Consider the following 15615-nt stretch of genomic DNA (forward strand, 5'->3'; position numbering starts at 1 on the left):
ATCACCTTAATCGAGCTGCGAAATCGACGATTACACGTGTAACCAGACCCATATTTCAAGCCGTGTGCAGCATGATTCTGACCACGCGCACAAAACCTAGTACCCACTCGGTTTTGCTGCTTCCCTGGGCGTGCCGGTGCGGCAAGGAAGCCGCCCCCGTCCCCCTGGAGTGCCGCATGGCCGTGAGCCACGACGCCCCGCTCGACGCGAGAACCGCTCCCTCGCCCGAGCTCCCCCAGCAGGCCGCCCCCGCCAAGCTGGTCGCCACCCTCGCCTTCGCCCAGTTCGGCGCATACCTCGCCGTCCTCACCCCGGTGATGGTCACCCTCGCCCTGCGGGTCAGCCAGATCGTGCCGGAGGGCGAGCGCGGTGCCGCCCTCGGCCAGGTGCTCTCCGTCGGCGCGCTGCTCGCGATGCTCGGCAACCCGGTCTTCGGCGCCCTGTCCGACCGCACCACCAGCCGCTTCGGCCGCCGCCGCCCCTGGCTGCTCGGCGGCATGCTCGCCGGGCTCGGCGGACTGACCGTGGTCGCCCTCGGCTCCAACGTCCCCACGCTCCTGCTCGGCTGGGCCCTCGCCCAGCTCGGTATCAACGCGGCCCTCTCCGCGCTGACCTCCTGCATTCCCGACCTGATCCCCCAGGCACAGATGGCCCGTGTCTCCGGCATGGTCGGCATGACCACCCCGCTCGCGATCATCGCCGGTTCGGCGCTGGCCCAGGCCTTCAGCGACTCGATGGCCCTCGCCTTCCTGGTCCCCGGCGTCATCGGCCTGGTGGCGGTCGGCTCCCTGGCCGCCGTCATGAAGGACCGCCCCGCGCGCGTGGGCGCGTTCCAGCCGTACAGCCTCAGGGAGTTCCTGCGCAGCTTCTGGGTCGACCCGCGCAAGCACCCCGACTTCGCGTGGAACTTCGCGGGCCGCTTCCTGGTCTTCACCGGCGCCTCCTGTGTCACCAGCTACCAGGTCTACTTCCTGATGGACCGCCTCGGGTACAGCGACGACGACGTCACCGGCAAGGTCTTCGCCGGCACCATCGCCATGGTCGCCGCGACCGTGCTCGGCTCGCTGCTCGGCGGCCAGCTCTCCGACCGCTCCGGCCGCCGCAAGCCCTACGTCCTCGGCTCCTCGCTGGTCATGGCCGTCAGCCTGGCGATGATCGCCTCCGCGCAGTCCTTCGGGATGTACGTCGCCGCCCTGGTCGTCTTCGGCTTCGGCGAGGGCCTGTACCTGTCGGTCGACATGGCCCTCGCGGCGGCCGTGCTCCCCAACCCCGAGGAGTCCGCCAAGGACATGGGCGTGCTGAACATCGGCAACGCTCTCCCGCAGTCCCTCGTCCCCATCGTCGCCCCCGCGCTCCTCGCGATCGGCGGCGGCGGCAACTACGGCGCGCTGTTCCTCTTCGGCGCCGTCGCCGCCGTCCTGGGCGCGCTCGCCGTCCAGTTCATCCGTACCGTCAAGTAAGGGATCCCACGAGCATGGCCACGCCCCCGTACCGCGATCCGCAGCTGCCCGTCGACGTACGCGTCGAGGACCTCCTCGCCCGTATGACCCTGGAGGAGAAGGCGGGCCAGCTCTTCCACACCATGGTGTCGATGAACCCCGACGGCACCCTCGCCGAGGAGGGCCCCTTCCTGCGGTACGGCACCACCGAACTGCTCACCGGGCGCCATCTGACCCACTTCAACCTCATCGGGCAGGGCAGTGCCCGGGCGATGGCCGAGTGGGCCAACCGCATCCAGGAACTCGCCGCGAGCACCCGCCTCGGTATCCCGGTCACCCTCTCCACCGACCCGCGCCACGCCTTCACCGACAACCCCGGAGCGTCCTTCAACTCCGGCGACTTCTCCGCCTGGCCCGAGCCGCTGGGGCTCGCGGCGATCGGGGACCCGGAGCTGGTGGAGCGGTTCGCGGACACGGTCCGGCGCGAGTATCTGGCGGTCGGTTTCCGGGTCGCGCTGCACCCGCAGATCGACCTGGCGACCGAGCCGCGCTGGTCGCGGCAGTCGGGCACGTTCGGTTCCAGCGCCGAGACGTCGAGCGAGCTGGTACGGGCGTACGTCCGCGGCCTCCAGGGCCCTGCCCTCGGACCCGAGTCGGTCGCCGCGATGGTCAAGCACTTCCCCGGCGGCGGCCCGCAGAAGGACGGCGAGGACCCGCACTTCCCGCACGGCAAGGAGCAGGTGTACCCGGGCGGCCTGCGCGAGCACCATCTCAAGCCGTTCGTGGCCGCCGTCGAGGCCGGGTGCTCGCAGATGATGCCGTACTACGGCCAGCCCGTCGGCACCGACTGGGAGGAGGTCGGCTTCGGCTTCAACAAGGACGTCCTGACGGGCCTGCTGCGCGAACGCCTCGGCTTCGAGGGGATCATCTGCACCGACTGGGGGCTGCTCACGGACGCCGAGATCATGGGCGAACCGGCCGAGGCGCGCGCGTGGGGCGTGGAGCATCTGAGCGTCGCGGAGCGCGCGGCGAAGGCCCTGGACGCCGGCACGGACCAGTTCGGGGGCGAGCAGTGCCCCGAGGTGATCGTCGAGCTGGTGCGCGGCGGGCGGGTCTCCGAGGAGCGGATCGACCAGTCCGTACGGCGGGTGCTGCGCGAGAAGTTCGTGCTGGGGCTGTTCGAGAATCCGTACGTCGATGCCGACCGGGCCGAGGAGATCGTGGGCGCGGCGGAGTTCACGGCGCTGGGGGAGGCCGCCCAGCGGCGCTCGCTGACCGTGTTGACAGACCATGCCGTGCTGCCGGTCACCGGGCGGCCTCGGCTGTACGTCCAGGGGCTGAGCGCCGAGACGGCGTCCGCGTACGGCTCAGTGGTGGACGACCCGACGGCCGCCGACCTGGCCGTACTGCGCCTGCGGACACCGTACGAGCAGCGTTCGGGCCTCTTCGAGTCGTTCTTCCACGCGGGCTTGCTCGCCTTCCCCGACGCCGAGCTGAAGGAGATCCTCCGGCTGCTGGAGACGGCCCCGACCGTGGTGTGCGTCAACCTCGAACGCCCGGCCGTACTCCCTGAGATCGCCGAGCGGGCGGCCGCCCTGGTGGCCGACTTCGGCGCCTCGGACGCCGCCCTGCTGGACGTGGTCTTCGGACGGGCGCGGGCGGAGGGGCGGCTGCCGTTCGAACTGCCGCGCTCCATGGCGGCGGTGGCGGCGTCCCGTCCGGACGTGCCCAATGACACGGAGGACCCGGTGTTCCCGTACGGGCACGGGATCACCCCCGCATAGCGGCCAGACCCTTGGCGAGCTCCGGGATCCCCAGCCGTCGCTCCTCCTGCGGGCTCGCCTGGTGGAGGCGGTTGGTGAGCTGGTAGGGGTCGGCGCGCAGGTCGTAATACTCCCGGAAGAGCACCTTCCCGTCGCCCCGCGTGGGGCGGCCGGCGTGATCGAGACGGGTGCGGTGGTACTCCGTGTACTGCTCCGCCTTGCCGATGTACGAGGCCCAGCTGTGGATCGGTTGGCGGTCCTGCTGGTTCCACCACCACTCGGCGAGCAAATGATCCCGGTCGTTGCCCGGGTCCAGCAGGGAGTGGCCGTCGTGCTCCGGATCCGGCGGGAGACCGGCCGCGTCGAGGAAGGTGGGCGCGATGTCGACGAGCCCGGTGAGCCGGTCGTCGGAGCGGGAGGTGCCGAGGCCGCCGGCCGGCCAGGACAGCTGGAACGGGACCTCCAGGCTCGGGCGGTACGGCACCGACTTGCGCAGCCAGCCGTGGTCGCCCCAGCACAGGCCGTGGTCGCTGGTGAACAGCACGAGGGTGTTCTCCAACTGGCCGAGCGCGCGCAGCTTCTCGCGGAAGTCGTGCATCGCGTCGTCGACCGAGAGCAGGGTGCGGAGCTGACGGGCGCGCAATCCACTGCCCTGGGCGAAGGAGTGGTCGGCGGCCTGGAGGAAGGGCGGCTTGTCGGTCTTGTCCGTCTCGAAGACCGACGGGCGGCCTTCCCACTCGGGCACGCGCGTGCGTGCGTACCGCGGCTCCGGGGTGTTCGCCTCGTGCGCGGAGCGGGTGGCGACGTATGCGAACCAAGGGCGGCTGTCGGTGCGGGAGGCCTCGATGAAGGCCAGGGCGCGGTCCTTGATGACGGTCGTGTTGTAGCCGGGGATGATCCGGACGGTGCCGTTGTCGTTGTAGTGGCCGTTGAAGTAGCGCACCGGCTCCTGGAGCAGCCACTCGTCGAAGTGGGGCGGGTCGTCGCCGGTGCGCCAGAAGTTGAGGTACTTGCCGAACATGCCCGTGCGGTAACCCGCCTCGTGCAACCGGCGCTGGACGGTCGTGCGCTGGTCCAGGTGGTACGGGTGGCGGGTGTCGAGGAGGCCGTGGTGATGGGCGTACCGACCCGTCATCACCGAGGCCCGCGACGGCGCGCACAACGGGGTGTTGGCGTGCGCCCGCCCGAAGGTGGAGCCGCTGCCACCGAGCCAGTCGACGGTACGGGGGAGCGCCCAGTCCGTCTCCTTCGGCTGGTCGTCGGTGAGGACGAGGAGGATGTTGGGGCGGTTGTCGGAGCGGGGGCGATGGCCGGCCACAGGTGTGGCGGTACGGGTCGGGGAGGCCGGCCGCGATCCGCTCCCCCCACCGGAGACGAGCGGCACGGTGGCCCCCGCCACAGCCACCGCTCCGCCCACGATCAACGCACGCCGAGCAGGCCCCCGCCGCTCTCCCTCGGACATCCGCTTCCCCTACTCCCCCTGGCTGTGAACGAGCTTGCAGTGTGCGGCCCGTTCCTGTGGATCAGGGACTCCAGACGTACGGTGTGGTCGTCGTCACCGCCGTGAAGCCCAGCCGCCGCAGGATGGGCGCGCTGTCGTCGGAGGCGTCCACGTGCAGATAGGTGACCCCGCGTGCGACGGCGAGCGCGGCGCGGGTGGCGACCAGGGCGCGGTAGATGCCCCGGCCCCGCCAATCGGTCAGCGTCGACCCGCCCCACAGGCTCGCGAACCCGGTGCCCGCGCGCAAGGCCAGCCAGGCAGCGGACACCACCTCGCCGTCCGCCTCGGCGACGTACACGGCGATCTCGTCCGGGGCGGAGGCGACCCGGCCGGTCAGATCGTCGGCGAGCCAGCTCCAGTCCTGCCCCCACACCGCCGACTCCATCGCGGCGATACGGCGCATGTCCGCGTCCGCCGTCACCCGACGCAGTGTCACTCCGTCAGGCAGGACGGGCTCTCGTACGGCCATGTCGGCGGCGCGTCCGATCAGGACCGTCTCCTGCTCCTCCGGCGCGAAGCCCGCCGCGCGCAGCCGCTCGGTGAGGTCGCTCGGGTCGTCGTGCGCCCGGGTCTTCCACTCCACCGCCTCCCCGCGCGCCGCGAAGAAGTCGCGCTGCCGGGCGATGAGCCGATCGAGGTCGGCACCCCGCACACCGAGGGAGCGCGGGCCGCTGACGAAGCCCCGGAACCCGCCGACGATCCGCAGCAACGGGCCGTCCTGTTCGTACGTCACCCCTGCGGGCGGGGTCGGGGGCGCGCCGCGCATCTGGTCGTCGTAGGCCGAGAGAAGGGTCTCTGTGTCTGTCACGGACAGACCGTGGGGGAGGGGCCCGCGCGCGGGCAAGCGGTTTTCGGCGCCGTCGGGCCCGCTCAGGCCTTCTTGACCACGCTCGACTTCAGCTGCATCGCGCCGAACCCCTCGACCTTGCAGTCGATGTCATGGCCGTCCACGGCGTCGATGAGACGGATGTTGCGGACCTTGGTGCCCGCCTTGATACCGCTGGGGCTGCCCTTGACCTTCAGGGTCTTGATCACGGTGACGGTGTCACCGTCGGCGAGGACATTGCCGACCGCGTCACGGACCACCCCGCTCTCGGCGGCGGAGCCCGCGGCCTCGGCGGAGGCGGGCGACCACTCATGGCCGCACTCGGGGCAGATCAGGAGCGCGCCCATCTCGTAGGTGTACGCGCCGGCGCACTCGGGGCACGGGGGCAGGGTGTCGGTCACACCGGAAGTCTATGCGGCCTGGGGTGGCGCCGCTTTGCAAAGCCCGAGGTCACAGGGCGTATCACGGGTGATCGCTGACAGCGAACGGAGGTCGGGGAACATTCAAGCTCTCCCGTGCATTGAGTCGGCATAACTCAACTTGACTGCCGAAGGGGAGATCATGGCTTCGACGTCCACTTCGCTCACCCTGCCCGTGCTGCCGCTCGACGACGAGGTCGTGCTGCCCGGAATGGTGGTCCCGCTGGACTTGAACGACGCCGATGTGCGCGCCGCCGTGGAGGCCGCCCAGGCCGCCGCCCGGTCCCAGCCGGGAAAGCCACGGGTACTGCTGGTGCCACGCATCGACGGTACATACGCGAGCACCGGTGTGCTCGGCACGGTCGAGCAGGTCGGCCGGCTCGCCGACGGTGATCCGGGCGCCCTGATCCGCGGCCGTGACCGCGTGAAGATCGGTGCCGGGACGACCGGGCCGGGCGCTGCCCTCTGGGTCGAGGGCATCCGGATCGACGACAGCGCGCCCGACCCACTGCCGGGGCAGGTCGCGGATCTGGTGAAGGAGTACAAGGCGCTCGCCACCGCCTGGCTGCGCAAGCGCGGCGCCTGGCAGGTCGTGGACCGGGTCCAGGCCATCGACGACGTCTCCGCGCTCGCCGACAACTCCGGGTACTCGCCCTTCCTCACCACCGAACAGAAGGTCGAACTGCTGGAGACCGCCGACCCGGTCGCCCGCCTCAGGCTCGCCACCCAGCAACTGCGCGACCACCTCGCCGAGCAGGACGTCGCCGAGACCATCGCCAAGGACGTCCAGGAGGGCGTCGACAAGCAGCAGCGCGAGTTCCTGCTCCGCCGCCAGCTGGAGGCCGTACGCAAGGAACTGCGCGAGCTGAACGGCGAGGCGGAGGGCGAGGAGTCCGACGACTACCGCGCCCGCGTCGAGGCCGCCGACCTGCCGGAGAAGGTCCGTGAGGCCGCCCTCAAGGAGGTCGACAAGCTGGAGCGGTCCAGCGACCAGTCGCCCGAGGGCTCCTGGATCCGGACCTGGCTGGACACGGTCCTCGAACTGCCGTGGAACGAGCGCACCGAGGACGCCTACGACATCCAGGGCGCCAAGTCCGTCCTGGACGCCGAGCACGCCGGTCTTGAGGACGTGAAGGAGCGGATCACCGAGTACCTGGCGGTCCGCAAGCGCCGTAGCGAACGGGGACTGGGCGTCGTCGGAGGGCGGCGCGGCGGTGCCGTACTGGCTCTCGTCGGGCCGCCCGGGGTCGGCAAGACCTCCCTCGGTGAGTCGGTCGCCCACGCGATGGGGCGGAAGTTCGTCCGCGTCGCCCTCGGCGGCGTCCGCGACGAGGCGGAGATCCGCGGTCACCGCCGTACATACGTCGGCGCGCTGCCCGGCCGGATCGTGCGGGCCATCAAGGAGGCCGGGTCCATGAACCCGGTTGTCCTGCTCGACGAGATCGACAAGGTGGGCTCGGACTTCCGCGGCGACCCGGCGGCCGCCCTGCTCGAGGTGCTGGACCCGGCCCAGAACCACACCTTCCGGGACCACTATCTGGAGGTCGAGCTGGACCTGAGCGACGTCGTGTTCCTCGCGACGGCCAACGTCCTGGAGGCCATCCCGGAGGCCCTGCTCGACCGTATGGAGCTGGTCCGCCTCGACGGCTACACCGAGGACGAGAAGATCGTCATCGCCCGCGACCATCTGCTCGCGCGCCAGCTGGAGCGGGCGGGTCTGAACAAGGACGAGGTGACGCTGGACGAGAGCGCGCTGCGCAAGCTGGCCGGTGAGTACACGCGGGAGGCGGGCGTCCGCAACCTGGAGCGCTCGATCGCACGACTGCTCCGCAAGGTTGCCGCGCAGCACGAACTGGGCGAGCGGAAGCTGCCGTTCACCGTGACGGACGGCGATCTGCGCGACCTGATCGGCCGCCCGCACCACGTGCCCGAGTCGGCCCAGGACCCCGCGGAACGCCGTACGGCGGTCCCGGGCGTGGCGACCGGTCTCGCGGTGACCGGAGCCGGCGGTGACGTCCTCTTCGTGGAGGCGTCCCTCGCGGACCCGGAGACGGGTGCGGCGGGTCTGACCCTGACGGGCCAGCTGGGTGACGTGATGAAGGAGAGCGCGCAGATCGCCCTGTCCTTCCTCCGCTCCCGCGGCGCCGAACTGGAACTCCCTGTCGGCGACCTCAAGGACCGGGGCGTGCACATCCACTTCCCGGCGGGCGCGGTCCCGAAGGACGGACCGAGCGCGGGCATCACGATGACGACGGCACTCGCCTCCCTGCTGTCGGGCCGCCTGGTCCGCACGGATGTGGCGATGACGGGCGAGGTCTCCCTGACGGGACGGGTCCTGCCGATCGGCGGAGTGAAGCAGAAGCTGCTGGCCGCGCACCGGGCGGGCGTCACGACAGTGATCATCCCCAAGCGCAACGAGCCCGACCTCGACGACGTCCCCGCCGAGGTCCTCGAAAAGCTCGACGTCCACGCCGTGACGGACGTACGCCAGGTCCTGGACCTGGCCCTGTCTCCGGCCACGAACGGCGCGAAGTCGGAGCTTCCGGCAGCGGCGTGACGGACGCGGCCGGATGAGGGCGAAGGCCCGGGTCCCGTGAGGGAAGCCCGGGCCTTCGTCGTACGGTCAGCCGTTGGCGAGGGCCAACCCTGTCCAGGGCTCCGTTGCTGCATATCCCGGGGGCCAACCCCCGGACCCCCGGCCGGGGCGGCGTCGGCCTATCCGTAGGCCAGGGCCTGCACCCGGTCCAAGGCTCCATTGAACTTGTTGTGGTCACCGACCGACGGTCCGGTCGAGGTGTACTGCCACATCGTGTAGTAGCTCCAGCCCGCGGGCAGTGTCCCCACCGTCGACGCGTACCGCGCGATCCACAGCGGGTTGCTGGCGCCGAAGCCGGAGTAGTTGCCCGTGCACTGGGTCCACCAGCTCGTCGCCGTGTAGATGACGGCGTCCCGGCCCGTGCGGGCCTTGTACTGGTTCAGGAAGTCGCGGATCCAGGTGACCATCCCGGCCTGGGTCTTGCCGTAGCAGGCAGCGCCGTACGGGTTCCACTCGATGTCCAGGGCGCCGGGGAGTGTCTTGCCGTCGCGGGACCAGCCGCCGCCGTGGTCCACGAAGTAGTTGGCCTGGGTGGCGCCGGACGTGGTGTCGGGGGTGGCGAAGTGGTAGGCGCCGCGGATCATGCCGACGTTGTAGGAGCCGTTGTACTGCTGGGCGAAGTACGGGTTCGTGTAGTACGTGCCTTCCGTGGCCTTCACATAGGCCCACTTCACGCCGCTGCTCCAGAGGGTCGACCAGGCCACGTTGCCCTGGTGGGAGGAGACGTCGACGCCCTCCGTCTGGGTGGCGCGGGTGTCTCGGGGGAGGCCGTGGACGCCGTCATGGGCCGGGACGCCCATGCCCATGTGGGCGGAGCCCCGGGCGGGGGTGTCGGCCGCGGAGGCGGCGGAGGTGGGGGTGGCGAACGTGAGGGAGAGCGCTGTGAGCAGGAGTGCCGTGAGGCAGAGGCGGAGCAGTCCGGGTCTGTGCACACGCATAGCGTGCCTCCGAAGGCTCGGTGGTGCTCGGTGGGGGAGACCTGTGACGCGGGGCATGGCGACGCCTGGACGGGGGTGGGCGGATCGTCGTTGGTCCGCTGTTGGTCCGCCGTCGGACAATGCTGGCGTGGGCATGCCAGTCGGTGCCTGGGAACGACGCTACGGACGGGGACCGGCGGGTGGAAGAGGGCCTGGAGGCTGCCGTTGGTCTACGCCTGCGAAATACTGACGGAGCTGCGCCGATGACGGCATTTGACGGAAACTTTCAGAACTGGGAAACCGAGGCAGGGACTGACGTGCGCGAAGACGGAAACGGCGACGGACGTCGAGTCGGCTCCGGGGTGTCCGGACGTGGTGTGGAGCAGCCCGAGTTCCTGTCCCTGGAGCGCGAGTTGACCGTGTTGCTGCGCCGGGCCCGGGCCAGTCAGGGCGAGATGGCCCGCGAGGTCCATCCGGATCTGGAGTCCGCCGCCTACGGGCTGCTGATCCGGCTCGACGAGTGCGGGGAGCAGCGGGCGACCGAGCTCGCCGCCTATATCGGCGTCGGCAAGGCCACCATGTCCCGTCAGTTGCGCGCCCTGGAGGACCTCGGCCTGGTCGCTCGCGAGCCCGACCCCGCCGACGGGCGGGCCTGGCTGGTCCACCTCACCGAGGAGGGCCGCGGCCGGGTGAGCAAGGTACGGGAGGCCCGGCGAGCGCGGTACGCCCGCCGGCTCTCCGGCTGGGACCCTCGTGAGGTCTCCGAACTGGCCCGGCTGCTCAATCAGTTGAACCAGGAGATGGAGGGGCAGGGCTGAGAGCCGGCAACTCCACGAATACCACCGTCGCGTCGTCGTGCGTCTTGCTCCGCCGCAGGAACTGCCGGTCGGTGTCCGCGAGTTCCAGCGCCCGCACCCGGTCGACCAGCGCCTGAGCCCCTTCCTTCCGTACGACGTCGAAGAGGCCGCCCCAGTCTCCGGCGCCGAACTTCTCCACCCAGCGCGTCGCACCGTCCGTGAGGGCGGCCAGGGCGCGGACGCCGGAGCGGGGCAGGGTTCCGGTCACCGCCCTGGCCGCGACCGAGGGATCGGCGGCGGCCGTGAAGAAGCCGCCCTCCTTGTTGCGCAGGTCCGCGTCGACCGTCGCGTCCGTGGCCAGAGCGGAGCGCGGAATGAGGGACAACCGGTCGTCGAGGTACGGCGTGACCGTGCCCTCGGGCGACTCCACCAGGAGGGCCGAGTCCGAGAGGATCAGGTACTCGACGGTCTCGGGTGACCAGCGGACCATGACGACCGTTGCCTGCGGTGTGCGTGGGTGAGAAAGGTCACAGGTTTCCCGGTGGGCGTCGGCGGTACGCGCGAGAGCGAGCGACAGGGCGTCGGCGAGGGGAACATCCGGGAGTGAAACGGTCAGTTCGGTCAGTGCCCCGCCGAGGCGCGCGGTGAACCAGGGGACGGAATGCAGACAGCCCGTCCCGCCCTTCGGCGGGGTCACCCCGTCGAGGACCACCACCGCGCCGCCCTGTCCGGAGGCGGGCAGTCCGACGCTTGCGAAGTCCTCGTTGGGGCGGGCGGGATCGCCGGGCTCCGAAACAAGTTCAGTACGCATCCGGCCAGTCTGCACGAGCCCTTCACAAGGTTCGCCAAAGGCTGGCAACGGTTGCGCAATTGGCGTACTCGCGCAGGTCAGACGCCGGGTTTGGGGTGGAATCATTCAGTCCGGGCGCGCGTGGCGGCGAATACTGCCACCGCCCGCAGCAGACGTCCAACCGGCCCGCCGGGAACGGCCACTGCAAGCGCCACAGGAACTTGCCCGCCAACTCCCCTCCGGGGTTCACTCCTTCGGGTGGCGGGTCAGGTGATGCGAGAGAACCGCCCACCGGCACTGGGAGGGTCGGGAAGCGTACCGGGCGTATGCGCCAGTTGACGGAGCGTCACCCGGGCCCATGGGTATCACGAGTTCAGGAATGCGAGCACCGGTGCAGAAGATGCGGCCTCGTCGCTCAGGCAAGCAGAAGGCTTCCGCAGGGAGCCCGGAGCACACGCCCGGCACCACGGCAGGGACCGGCACCACTTCGGCCGGCAAGGGCCGGCCCACCCATGTACGCAACCGGCTCTTCATCGCCGTGGCCGTGGTCGCCGCCGCCATCGCAGCGGCCGGCACCCCCTCCGTCGTCACCGCCTCCGCGCAGGTGCACGACACCCAGGAGCTGGTCACCCTCTCCGAGCGGACCGAGGACGCCCTCGCGCTCGCCCACTCGCTCGCCGACGAACGCGACGAGGTCATCTCCTACGTGGCCGCCGGGCGCCCCAAGTCCAAGGCGCCCTCGGAGCAGCGCAGCGCCCGCGTCGACCGGCTGGTCGAGGAGCTCCGTGCGAACCCGGACACCCCCGCCTCGCTGAGGGCGGACCTGGACGACATCGCGGCCCTGCGCAGAGCGGCGCTCACCGGAAAGAGCACCGCTCTCGAAACGCACAAGGCGTACTCCGCCTCGCTCACCGAACTGCACCGGCTCGCCGAGCAGCTGGCCGAGGACATGCCGCCCCGCGCGGGCTCCGGCGCCTTTGCCCTCGCCGAGCTCGACACCGCCGTACAACAGGCCGCCTCCAACCGGGGCCTGCTCCTCGCCGCGCTCAACATCCCCCGCACCACCCAGACCGTCATCGACCCCATCACGGGTCTGCCGAGCACGGTCAGCACCTCCTCCGCCGCCGACGCCAAGCAGCGCGACGCGCTCACCGCCGCCGCCCAGGAGGCCCGGCTGCGCTCGGACGCGGCCCTCGCCGACTTCCGCGAGACCGCGCCGCAGAAGTCGGTGACCTCGTACGACTCCACGGTCACCGGACCGGAGGCGGAGGCCGCCGAGAAATATCTGGCGTCGCTGACCGATCAGCCGACCCTCTCCGACGCCGAACTCGCCACCGGTGTGAAGAAGCTTGACGAGGCGCTCTCCGCCCGCGTCGAGATGATGCGCGGCGCCGAGTCCGCCCTCCACGACCGCCGCACCAAGGACCTCGCCCTTCTGCGCGACGACGACGTCACCGAGCTGGAGATCCGCATCGCGATCCTCGGCCTCCTGGTGCTGCTCGCGATCGGCGTCGCCACGGGGATGGCCCGGGGCCTCACCCGCCCGCTGGCGGTCGTACGGCTGGGCTCGGCGCGGCTGGCGGCGGCCGAGGACCCGACGTCCGAGGAACCGGTCAGGTTCACGGGCCGCAAGGACGAGTTCGCGAAGGTGGTGGACTCGGTCAACACGCTGCACGCGCAGGCCGTGACCCTCCACGCCCGTATCGCGACCCTCGAGTCCGACCGCAAGCACCTGGTGGCCCAGCGCCAGAAGATGGCGGACGCCCGCGAGGAGCTCCGCGCGGAACTGGCGGACTCGGCAGCACAATTGGACCGCCTGCGCACGAGCATCGGCTCGACGTTCGTGAACCTGGCGCTGCGGACGCTGGGCCTCGTGGAACGCCAACTGGCGGTGATCGAGGGCCTGGAGGAGCGGGAACAGGACCCCGACCGTCTGGCGACGCTCTTCAAGCTGGACCACTTCGCGACGGTGATGCGCCGCCACAGCGAGAACCTGCTGGTGCTGGCGGGCACGGAACACGTCCAGCACAGCGCGGGCCCGGTGCCGCTGGTCGACGTGGTCCGGGCGGCGGTCAGCGAGATCGAGCGCTACGAGCGGGTCCGCATCGCGGCCCTGCCTCCCCACGCGCACATCGCGGGCTTCGCGGCGGACGACCTCTCCCACCTGCTGGCCGAACTGATGGAGAACGCCACGGCGTTCTCCCCGCCGGACCTGCCGGTGGAGGTCTCCGGCTGGCTCCTGGAGAACGGCGAGGTCATGCTCTCCGTCCAGGACGAGGGCATCGGCATGACGGACGCCCGCCTGACCCGCCTCAACACCCGCCTCACCGACTTCGACCCCGAGGCCTCCTACGACCAGGAAGGCGAGGAGGGCCTGGGCCTCGGCCTCTATGTGGTCGCCCGCCTGGCCCAACGCCACGGAATCCGAGTCCGGCTACGGGACCAGAAGCAGGGCGGAGTAGCAGCGGTAGCGGTACTCCCGAGCACGCTACTGGCCCCGGCCCCCTCATCGGCCGTCCCGTCGACGGACGCCCTGACCTCAACACCCCACACCTTCACCCTCCCCGGCGCGGACGCGGAGGCCAACTCCAATGTCCTCCACGGCGGCAGGGGCGACCGGTTGGTGGAGCTGGCGGAGCGGGCGGTACGGAAGTCGGAGGAGCCGGAGGAGGCACCGGCGGAGGCACCGGCGGAGGCACCAGAGGAGGCACCGGCGGAGACGACGATGGAGCTTCTGGCCCCGGCACAGCCGGAGCCCGAGGGGAACGACCCCGTCGAAGGCGAAGCCGAGACGGAACACGAGCGAGCCGACGAGGACCAGCTCACCGAAAAGGGCCTCCCCAAGCGCACACCAAAGATCACCGCACCCACGGAACCGCCCCGCCAGCGCAGCGCTTCCGTGGACGCCGACGCCCTCCGCCGGAGGCTGGGCGGCTTCCGCCGGGGGGCAGAGGCCGGCTATCGCGACGTACAAGCCGAAATCGCAGAATCCGAAGAAGCCACGGGGGGCACAGTCGAGGAGGCAAGCAGTTGACCGCGCCCAGTACCTTCGGACTGAGCAGTGAAGCCCGCAACCTGCACTGGCTACTGACCAACCTGGTCGAGGAGGTGCCGGGCATCGAGTCGGTCGCAGTCGTCTCCTCCGACGGTCTGCTCCTGCTCTCCTCCGACCCGGACAGAAACCAAGAGGCCAAGGCCAAGCGCAGCACCCGCACCGGCCCCAGAGGCTCCTCCGCCGACCTCGCCACCATCGTCTCCGGCATCGGCAGCCTCACCATCGGCGCCGCCCGCCTCATGGAGTTCGGCGGAGTCAAGCACACGATGGTGGCGATGGATGAAGGCAGCCTGTTCGTGATGTCGATCAGCGACGGCTCCCTGCTCGGCGTACACGGCTCCGCCGACTGCGACATGAGCGTGGTCGCGTACCACATGGCTCTCTTCGTCGGCCGCGCCGGACACGTCCTCACGCCCGAACTCCGCAGCGAGCTACGAAAATCCCTGGAAGCCGAGTCGACGGGGAGTGCCCGATGAGCAGCAGCACGCCGAAGAGGCTCCCCGTCCGCGGCGGCGACCGCAAGCCCGCCCGGGTACGCCCCTATTCGCTCACCGGCGGCCGTACCCGCTTCGGCCACGTCCTCCTCGTGGAGACGTTCGTGGCGGCGCTCGACGCCCCGGAGGAGCGCAGGGAGCTGACTGGGGGCACCTCCCATGCGTTGAGCTATGGGGGAGGTTCCCTCAACACCCGGGTGATGCCCGAGATGCGGGCCATCGTCGAACTGTGCCGCCGTATGCGCACGGTGGCCGAGATCGCCGCGCTGCTCAAGATGCCGCTCGGTGTGGTCCGCGTGCTCCTGAGCGATCTCGCGGACCAGGGAACGATCCGTGTGTACGGCACCGGAACCGGTCACGGCACCGGCCGTCCGGACCGGGCGCTGCTCGAAAGGGTGCTGAGTGGACTCCGTCGTCTTTGAAGACACCGACAGAGAGCTGAAGTCCTGGCAGACGGACCGCACCCGCGCCCCCGTCGCCACGAAGATCGTCGTGGCGGGCGGGTTCGGCGTCGGAAAGACCACGCTGGTCACGGCGGTCTCGGAGATCACGCCCCTCCAGACGGAGGCGCTGATGACCCAGGCAAGCGAGGACACCGACGACCTCACCGGCACGCCCGAGAAGCTGACCACCACCGTGGCCATGGACTTCGGCCGCCTCACGCTCGACGACGACCTGGTGCTCTACCTGTTCGGCACGCCGGGCCAGCAGCGATTCTGGTTCATGTGGGACGACCTGGTGCGCGGCGCGATCGGCGCGGTCGTGCTGGCCGACACCCGGCGCCTGAAGGACTGCTTCCCGGCGCTGGACTACTTCGAGAGCTGCGGGCTGCCGTACGTCGTCGCGGTCAACCACTTCGACGGCAGCGAGCGGTTCGAGCCGGAGGACGTGCGCGACGCGCTCACGATCCCCGCCCACATACCTGTCATGATCATGGACGCGCGCCGCCGGATCTCGGTGATCGAGACCCTCCTGGCCCTGGTGGGCCACGCGCTGGACGCAACACCCGAGTAGGAGA

General features: G+C 70.6%; 13 protein-coding genes. 8 read left to right on the forward strand and 5 right to left on the reverse strand.

The genetic code is table 11. From position 1 onward, the window contains the following. Nucleotides 1-176 precede the first annotated feature (176 nt). Entirely contained in the window at nucleotides 177-1460 is a 1284-nt protein-coding gene (locus OHT76_RS29045) for an MFS transporter (RefSeq protein ID WP_328873802.1), read from the forward strand. A 14-nt stretch (nucleotides 1461-1474) separates the two neighbouring features. Further along, a complete protein-coding gene (locus tag OHT76_RS29050; RefSeq protein ID WP_328873803.1) occupies nucleotides 1475-3223 on the forward strand; it encodes a glycoside hydrolase family 3 protein in 1749 nt (582 codons plus the stop codon). Here the strand turns inward: OHT76_RS29050 and OHT76_RS29055 are convergent. The 3 genes from OHT76_RS29055 to OHT76_RS29065 all read right to left on the reverse strand — a co-directional run bounded on the left by OHT76_RS29055 (nucleotide 3210) and on the right by OHT76_RS29065 (nucleotide 5930). Continuing rightward, entirely contained in the window at nucleotides 3210-4664 is a 1455-nt protein-coding gene (locus OHT76_RS29055; protein WP_328873804.1) for a sulfatase family protein, read from the reverse strand. The genes OHT76_RS29050 and OHT76_RS29055 overlap by 14 nt on opposite strands. 61 nt (nucleotides 4665-4725) lie before the next feature. After that, entirely contained in the window at nucleotides 4726-5511 is a 786-nt protein-coding gene (locus OHT76_RS29060; RefSeq protein WP_328873805.1) for a GNAT family N-acetyltransferase, read from the reverse strand. Between the two features lie 62 nt (nucleotides 5512-5573). Further along, the gene (locus OHT76_RS29065) at nucleotides 5574-5930 is read right to left on the reverse strand and encodes a zinc ribbon domain-containing protein YjdM (RefSeq protein ID WP_328873806.1); all 357 of its coding nucleotides are present in this window, start codon (nucleotides 5928-5930) and stop codon (nucleotides 5574-5576) included. A gap of 160 nt (nucleotides 5931-6090) precedes the next feature. Here OHT76_RS29065 and lon point away from each other — a divergent pair, with 160 nt between their 5' ends. After that, nucleotides 6091-8505 carry an endopeptidase La gene (lon, locus tag OHT76_RS29070; RefSeq protein ID WP_328873807.1) on the forward strand — a complete coding sequence of 805 codons (2415 nt, stop codon included), beginning with the start codon at nucleotides 6091-6093 and terminating at the stop codon, nucleotides 8503-8505. A gap of 158 nt (nucleotides 8506-8663) precedes the next feature. Here lon and OHT76_RS29075 read toward each other — a convergent pair whose 3' ends face one another. Beyond that, complete coding sequence (locus OHT76_RS29075) at nucleotides 8664-9482, reverse strand: lysozyme (protein WP_328873808.1); 819 nt, start codon at nucleotides 9480-9482, stop codon at nucleotides 8664-8666. Nucleotides 9483-9778: 296 nt separating this feature from the next. Between OHT76_RS29075 and OHT76_RS29080 the strand changes: the two genes are divergently transcribed. Continuing rightward, a complete protein-coding gene (locus OHT76_RS29080; protein ID WP_328873809.1) occupies nucleotides 9779-10279 on the forward strand; it encodes a MarR family winged helix-turn-helix transcriptional regulator in 501 nt (166 codons plus the stop codon). On the opposite strand, the gene OHT76_RS29085 is transcribed toward OHT76_RS29080, so the two are convergent. Then, nucleotides 10242-11069, reverse strand: coding sequence for a hypothetical protein (locus OHT76_RS29085; protein WP_328873810.1), 828 nt, complete (start codon nucleotides 11067-11069; stop codon nucleotides 10242-10244). The genes OHT76_RS29080 and OHT76_RS29085 overlap by 38 nt on opposite strands. Before the next feature lie 370 nt (nucleotides 11070-11439). Between OHT76_RS29085 and OHT76_RS29090 the strand changes: the two genes are divergently transcribed. From OHT76_RS29090 to OHT76_RS29105, 4 genes are read left to right on the forward strand one after another with little or no spacing between them, the layout of a single operon-like run. Then, entirely contained in the window at nucleotides 11440-14082 is a 2643-nt protein-coding gene (locus OHT76_RS29090; protein ID WP_328873811.1) for a sensor histidine kinase, read from the forward strand. Beyond that, nucleotides 14079-14579: a roadblock/LC7 domain-containing protein gene (locus tag OHT76_RS29095; protein WP_328873812.1), complete on the forward strand. Its 501-nt coding sequence runs from the start codon at nucleotides 14079-14081 to the stop codon at nucleotides 14577-14579. The genes OHT76_RS29090 and OHT76_RS29095 overlap by 4 nt, the downstream gene beginning before the upstream one ends. Beyond that, nucleotides 14576-15019 (forward strand): DUF742 domain-containing protein, encoded by a 444-nt coding sequence (locus OHT76_RS29100; protein WP_328873813.1) that lies wholly within the window; start codon nucleotides 14576-14578, stop codon nucleotides 15017-15019. The genes OHT76_RS29095 and OHT76_RS29100 overlap by 4 nt, the downstream gene beginning before the upstream one ends. Continuing rightward, nucleotides 15000-15611, forward strand: coding sequence for a GTP-binding protein (locus tag OHT76_RS29105; RefSeq protein ID WP_328873814.1), 612 nt, complete (start codon nucleotides 15000-15002; stop codon nucleotides 15609-15611). The genes OHT76_RS29100 and OHT76_RS29105 overlap by 20 nt, the downstream gene beginning before the upstream one ends. The last annotated feature ends 4 nt before the right edge of the window (nucleotides 15612-15615 follow it).

The sequence above is a fragment of the Streptomyces sp. NBC_00287 genome, from assembly GCF_036173105.1.
Taxonomy (GTDB): Bacteria; Actinomycetota; Actinomycetes; order Streptomycetales; family Streptomycetaceae; genus Streptomyces.

Coding starts and splice junctions, on each gene's coding strand:
- OHT76_RS29045 (WP_328873802.1), top strand. CDS start 177: ATGGCCGTGAGCCACGACGCCCCGCTCGACGCGAGAACCGCTCCCTCG.
- OHT76_RS29050 (WP_328873803.1), top strand. CDS start 1,475: ATGGCCACGCCCCCGTACCGCGATCCGCAGCTGCCCGTCGACGTACGC.
- OHT76_RS29055 (WP_328873804.1), bottom strand. CDS start 4,664: ATGTCCGAGGGAGAGCGGCGGGGGCCTGCTCGGCGTGCGTTGATCGTG.
- lon (WP_328873807.1), top strand. CDS start 6,091: ATGGCTTCGACGTCCACTTCGCTCACCCTGCCCGTGCTGCCGCTCGAC.
- OHT76_RS29075 (WP_328873808.1), bottom strand. CDS start 9,482: ATGCGTGTGCACAGACCCGGACTGCTCCGCCTCTGCCTCACGGCACTC.
- OHT76_RS29085 (WP_328873810.1), bottom strand. CDS start 11,069: ATGCGTACTGAACTTGTTTCGGAGCCCGGCGATCCCGCCCGCCCCAAC.
- OHT76_RS29100 (WP_328873813.1), top strand. CDS start 14,576: ATGAGCAGCAGCACGCCGAAGAGGCTCCCCGTCCGCGGCGGCGACCGC.